The 6,000-nt window shown below is 64.3% G+C and carries 7 protein-coding genes; 6 read left to right on the plus strand and 1 reads right to left on the minus strand.

Annotated features, from left to right (window positions below; all coding sequences use genetic code 11):
* The first annotated feature begins 96 nt into the window (after positions 1-96).
* The 6 genes from VF436_RS04515 (at position 97) to folE2 (ending at position 5,060) form a co-directional block, all read left to right on the plus strand.
* Entirely contained in the window at positions 97-1,428 is a 1,332-nt protein-coding gene (locus VF436_RS04515; protein ID WP_330902799.1) for a TRZ/ATZ family hydrolase, read from the plus strand.
* A gap of 17 nt (positions 1,429-1,445) precedes the next feature.
* Positions 1,446-1,700, plus strand: coding sequence for a YciI family protein (locus tag VF436_RS04520; RefSeq protein ID WP_330902801.1), 255 nt, complete (start codon positions 1,446-1,448; stop codon positions 1,698-1,700).
* A gap of 73 nt (positions 1,701-1,773) precedes the next feature.
* A complete protein-coding gene (gene ubiG, locus VF436_RS04525; protein ID WP_330902802.1) occupies positions 1,774-2,478 on the plus strand; it encodes a bifunctional 2-polyprenyl-6-hydroxyphenol methylase/3-demethylubiquinol 3-O-methyltransferase UbiG in 705 nt (234 codons plus the stop codon).
* The gene (gene gph / locus VF436_RS04530) at positions 2,475-3,155 is read left to right on the plus strand and encodes a phosphoglycolate phosphatase (protein ID WP_330902803.1); all 681 of its coding nucleotides are present in this window, start codon (positions 2,475-2,477) and stop codon (positions 3,153-3,155) included. The genes ubiG and gph overlap by 4 nt, the downstream gene beginning before the upstream one ends.
* Entirely contained in the window at positions 3,152-4,009 is an 858-nt protein-coding gene (locus VF436_RS04535) for a squalene/phytoene synthase family protein (protein ID WP_330902804.1), read from the plus strand. Before gph ends, VF436_RS04535 begins: the two co-directional genes overlap by 4 nt.
* A 100-nt stretch (positions 4,010-4,109) precedes the next feature.
* The gene (gene folE2, locus VF436_RS04540; protein ID WP_330902805.1) at positions 4,110-5,060 is read left to right on the plus strand and encodes a GTP cyclohydrolase FolE2; all 951 of its coding nucleotides are present in this window, start codon (positions 4,110-4,112) and stop codon (positions 5,058-5,060) included.
* Between the two features lie 24 nt (positions 5,061-5,084).
* Here folE2 and VF436_RS04545 read toward each other — a convergent pair whose 3' ends face one another.
* Positions 5,085-5,882 carry a M23 family metallopeptidase gene (locus VF436_RS04545; protein ID WP_330902806.1) on the minus strand — a complete coding sequence of 266 codons (798 nt, stop codon included), beginning with the start codon at positions 5,880-5,882 and terminating at the stop codon, positions 5,085-5,087.
* Positions 5,883-6,000 lie beyond the last annotated feature (118 nt).

The following is a 6,000-nucleotide window of genomic DNA, read 5'->3' on the forward strand; positions in this document are numbered from 1 at the left end:
CCCGGCGCAGGTCGGCATGCCGTGAAACACGAACGGAACCGGGGCGGCCACCGCGAGGTGTACCGCCCCGACTTGTAACCGGAGACAAGTTAAGCCATGACGACGACATCCCCTATCCCGGCCGATCTGTCCATCGAGGCGCGCTGGGTCGTGCCGGTCGAGCCTCATGGCGTGGTGCTGGAACACCATAGTGTCCTTATCGACAAGGACCGGATCGTCGCCCTGCTGCCGACGGTCGAGGCCCGCAGTACCTACGCCGCGCGCGAGGTCGTCTGCCTGGGCGAACACGCGTTGATTCCTGGCCTGATCAACACTCATACCCACAACCCCATGACGCTACTGCGCGGCCTGGCCGACGACCTGCCGTTGATGGTCTGGTTGCAGCAGCACATCTGGCCGGCCGAGGCCAAGGTCATCGGTCCGGAGTTCGTGCGCGACGGTGTCGAGCTGGCTGTGGCCGAAATGTTGCGCGGTGGCACCACCTGCGCCAACGAAAATTATTTCTTTCCCGACGTGATCGGCGCAACCTACCGGCAACTGGGGTTCCGTGCCACGGTGGGCTTGCCGATCATCGAATTTCCCACCGCCTGGGCGACCACCCAGGACGATTACTTTGAGCGCGCGACGGAAGTCCATGACAGCTTTCGTGGTGACGCGCTGGTATCGACCGCATTTGCACCCCATGCGCCGTACACCGTCTCCGATGCCAGTTTCGAGCGCATCCGTGTGTTGTCCGATCAACTGGACATTCCGGTGCATCTGCATACCCATGAAACGGCACAGGAAGTGGAGGACGAGAAGAAGAAGTCCGGCTTGCGTCCGTTCCAACGCCTGCAACGGCTGGGCATCGTCAATGATCGGCTGATCGCAGTGCATTTCACCCAGATCACCGATGGTGAAATTGCCGCCTGCGCGGAGGCCGGAGTTTCGGTGGTGCACTGCCCGGAGTCCAACCTGAAACTCGCCTCTGGCTTCTGCCCGGTGGAGAAACTGCGTGCGGCCGGCGTGAACGTGGCCATCGGTACCGATGGTTGCGCCTCCAATAACGACCTGGACATGTTTGGCGAGATGCGCACGGCAGCGTTGCTGGCCAAGGCCGTTGCCAGCGATGCCGCTGCATTTGACGCCGCCTGCACGCTGCGCGCGGCCACCCTCAATGCCGCGAAGGCGATGGGGCTGGAAGCCAGGATTGGTTCGATCGAGCCGGGCAAGCAGGCCGACCTGGCTGCGGTGCGCCTTTCGGATCTGGAAACACAGCCGCTGTTCCACGTAGCCTCGCAGCTGATCTATGCCACGGGGCGGCACCAGGTCACCGACGTATGGATTGCCGGCATACGCAAGTTGCGCCAGCGCGAGCTGGTTGGCATGGATGTCGATGGCATCCTGGTCAAGACACGTACCTGGCGCGAACGCATCGCGGCCAGTTGAGCGAAGGAGCCAAGGTCATGAACCGTTATCTGGTACTGGCCATGCGCCGGCCGCACTTCGATCCGGCGGCCGGCGTGGCGCACCAGGCTTTCCTGCAAGGCCTGCGCAATGGCGGCACGCTTGAACTGAGCGGCCCGTTTTCCGATAAATCCGGTGGCGCTTACGTGATTCGTGCCGAGAACCTGCACGCCGCGCACGCGATCGTCGAGCAGGATCCGGTGCATACCAGCGGTGGCTGGGATGTCACCGTCCATGAATGGGATGTCCGTTAGGCCTCACCTGCACCGGCCCGGTACAATAGTCGGCACCCGTGCCACGGCGCGGCTGTGATTTGAGGAGTCTGCCATGCAAGCTGCGAACGTAAGTCCCGAAGAGATCGCCCGTTTCGACAAGCTGGCAGCGCGCTGGTGGGACGCCGATGGCGAATCGCGCCCGCTGCACGACCTCAATCCGGTACGCCTGGGTTATGTCGCGGCCCGTATGGAACTGCGTGGTGCGCGCGTGGCCGATGTCGGCTGCGGTGGCGGCCTGCTCAGCGAGGCCCTGGCTCGCCAGGGTGCCCAGGTGACCGGCATCGACCTGGGCGAGAAGGTCATCGAGATCGCGCGCCTGCATCTGCACGAGTCCGAATTGAAGGTCGATTATCGCATGCAGTCCTCCGCGGAGCTGGCTGCGGCCGAGCCGGGTTCCTTCGATGCCGTCTGCTGCATGGAACTGATCGAGCACGTGCCTGATCCGGCCGCGCTGGTGGCCGACCTGGCCGCCATGGTCAAGCCTGGCGGCCAGGTGTTCATGTCCACGCTCAACCGCACACCAGCGGCTTTTGGTGCGGCGATCCTCGGTGCCGAATACATCATGCGCATGTTGCCTCGCGGCACACATCACTATGCGCAGTTCCTCAAGCCATCCGAGTTGGGGCGCCTGCTGCGCCACGCCGGGCTGCAATTGGAGGACGTCTCAGGGCTGGGCTACAACCCGCTCAGTCGCAAGGCATGGATCAGCCGCATCACCTCGATCAATTATTTGCTGAGCGCGCGCAAACCTGCATGAAATCCCTGCCTGACTCCATCCAGGGGGTCCTGTTCGACCTGGATGGCACACTGCTGGACAGCGCGCCCGATCTGTACGCCGCCCTGGCCCGCCAATGCCAGGAAGAGAACCAGGCCGCGCCGCCTTACGAGCCGGTACGCGAAGTCGTTTCGCGTGGTACCCGGGCTATCTTGCGACAGGGTTTTCCGCAGCATGACGAAGCGGACATCCAGGCCCTGGTGCCGCGCTATCTGGCCATCTACGAGGCCATGCTGGCCGAGCATACGCGGCCTTTCGACGGTATCGATGCGATGCTGGCCACGCTGGAGCGCCATGGCGTGGCCTGGGGTGTGGTCACCAACAAGCCCGGTTTCCTGACCGATCTCCTGCTTGAACGGATCGGCTGGACGCCCCGCGCCTGCGCCGTGGTGGCGGGCGACACGCTGCCTGTCAGGAAACCCGACCCCGCGCCGGTGTTGCTGGCATGCGCGCGAGCCGGCCTGGACCCGGCATGTTGCCTGTTTGTAGGTGACGATCGGCGCGATGTGATGGCCGGTCATGCGGCTGGCCTCTATACGGTGGCGGTGGCCTGGGGCTATCTCGACGGCGGCAATCCCGAGCAATGGGACGCTGACGCTCTGATCGATCATCCTGCACGCATTGCCGCCTGGGTCGAGCGCCAGCGGGCGACCGCATGAATGCCTCCGCCACATCCGGCGAACACGCAGCGCTCGACAGTTACGTCGAGAAATGGCTTGCCGTGCAGCCGCAGCAACGCATCGCGCTGGCTTTTGTCGATCCATCCCGTTATCCAGGCCATGTCGCGCTCGCTGCCCTGGAGCAGGAGCTCCTGGGGGCTGCTTATGGCATCCGCGAGCCACACGTGGCGGCGACCAAGCTCAACTGGTGGGCCGAGGAACTGACGAGTGCTCCAGCCTCGGGCGGACGGCATCCGCTGACCCAGGTTTTGTTCGACGACGATCGCGCCACGACATTGGGCACCGAGCGCTGGCTTGCGCCTGTGCTGGCGGCGATGGCCCAACTGGAGGAGGGCACCGCAGCGGATTTTCCTGCCCAGTTGGCTGCGGCTTCGCAGTTGCACGGTGCCTGGGCGTCGTTGGAAACAGCTTGGTGGTTTGGCGTGGATGCACGCGCCGACCGGGCTGCCCGTGTAGCGACGCTTTCGCACCTGCTGCATGGCCTGCTGCGACTCGAAGAGGATGCCGACCGCGATCGTCTGCCGTTGCCCATGGCGCGGCTGGCACGCCATGGGCTGAGCCGGCCGCAGTTGCGCCAGCCTGGCAGCGAGCGCGAAGCGGCCATCAAGGCGCAACTCAATGACCTGCGGGAAGCCTGGAGGCAGGCTCGGGCCTTGCCTGGACCGTTAAGCGTCTTTCGCAGCGTGGAATCGAACCAGAATCATTTGGCGGCGCATAAAGCTTTCAAGTCGCCCGAATCGCTGGTGGCCCTGCGCAAGGCTCAGCAGCGCCGTGGTCCCGCCGTGGCCTGGCAGGCCTGGCGTGCAGCCAGGGCCTGGCAGCGCGGTCTCTAGGACGCAGCGTTTCCCTGCCAGGGCTATTGCGCTGCGTCGCCGCAGCCCCAAGATTGTCCGTTCGGGCAAGCCCCAAGCCCGCAAGATCCCAGGAATGCCCATGTATACCCCGGAAAATACCGCCCGCCTGCTTCCCGACGTCGCCGTGCATGCGCAACCGCATCTGGCAGGCGCGCTGGATTGGGTCGGCATGGATGGCATCGAAGTGCCGGTTCGTTTCGATGCTGGCGACGGCGACGTGCAGCGCAGCAGCGCGCGTGTCGGAGCGTTCGTCAATCTGCATCGACCAGACAAGCGTGGCATCCACATGTCGCGACTTTACCTGCAAGTGGAAGAGGCGCTCAGCAGCAAGACACTCAGCGTGCTTACCGTCCATGAAATCCTGCGAGGTTTTCTCGATTCGCACCAGGATCTCTCCGATCGTGCCTGCCTGAGCATTCGTTTCGAACACCTGGTGCGTCGCCCGGCGTTGCGCAGCGCCAACAGCGGCTGGCGAGCTTATCCGGTATGTGTCGAGGCCAGCCTCACCGGCGGCGAGCTCCTGATCGAGTTCGGCACGGAAATCGTCTATTCCTCGACCTGTCCTGCCTCGGCGGCCCTGTCGCGTCAGCTCATCCAAGACCAGTTCGCCAAGGATTTCGATGCCGGACAGCCCATTGACCACGCCGCCGTGCTGGCGTGGCTGGGTAGCGAAAAGGGCATCGTCGCCACTCCGCACGCACAGCGCAGCGTGGCCCGTATTCGTATCCGCCCGGAGCAGGGTCACAATTTCAATCTGGTGGCGTTGATCGATCGCGTCGAACACGCGCTGGGCACGCCCGTACAGACCGCCGTCAAGCGGGAGGATGAGCAGGCCTTCGCCCTGGCCAATGGTGGCAACTTGATGTTCTGCGAGGACGCCTCTCGCCGGATTCAGAAAGCCCTGGATGCGGACACATCGCTCGCCGATTTCCATATCCGCGTGGAACACCAGGAAAGCCTGCATCCACACGACGCCGTGGCGTATGCAAGCAAGGGCGTGGCAGGTGGGTACGGCGCTGCCTCCAAGTGAGGGCAGTTCGCTATGCGAGCAGCCTCACTTTTTAGCGATCCCTGGGAGCAGCAACGGATCCAGCCTGACGCCAAACCAGTTGAAGCCCCAATGTAGATGGGGGCCTGTGGCCCGTCCGGTCATGCCGGCGGCACCGATCACCTGGCCCTGGCGCACGTGGTCGCCCACTCTCACATCCAGGCGTGAGAGATGCAGGAAGTTGGAGCTCAGCCCGAAGCCGTGGTCGATCAACACCGTGCCGCCGGTCAGGTAGAGATCGGGCTTGGCGAACGTGACGATGCCCGATGCGGGCGCCTTGACCGGCGTGCCTTGAGGGACGGCGATGTCCATGCCCGAGTGAGGTGCCTTTGGATCGCCGTTGTAGACGCGCTGGTTGCCGAAGCGACCACTGATACGACCTTGCACCGGCCAGATGAAGCCCTGAGCGAAATCCTCACGCTGATCATCACGGTTGCGCGCGGCAGCGACCTCTGCCTGTTCGCGCTTGATGCGCGCGGCCAGCTCCGGCGGCGGATTGACCGTCTTTGCCGGCACGCCGTTGACGTACTCGATCGGCCAGTCGCGTGGCAGCACACGGATCGCGCTGTTGTGACCATTGACACCGACGATCAGCGGGCCTTTTTCGTCGCGGCCGGCTCCGAATACCACGACGCCATCAGTGCCGACGCGCACGGGCTTGCCATTGACCGTGACCTTGCTGCCCGGGGCTACGCGGGCGATCACCAAGCCGCCTTGTGACATCGTGCCAGGTAGCGCCTGGGCAAACGCCGGGCTGGTGGCCAGCCATAAGCAGGCCACCCCGAGCAGGGCGCGCCAGCTCATCGATCGAAGGCCAGGCGCTGACCGCGCACGCCATCATGGACGCGCGTACCGTCCCAGACCTGCTCACCGTTGACGAAGGTCATGGCGATCGAACTGCTGAAGGTCTCACCTTCAAAAG

The organism is Dyella sp., assembly GCF_036384435.1.
Lineage (GTDB): Bacteria > Pseudomonadota > Gammaproteobacteria > Xanthomonadales > Rhodanobacteraceae > GSA-30.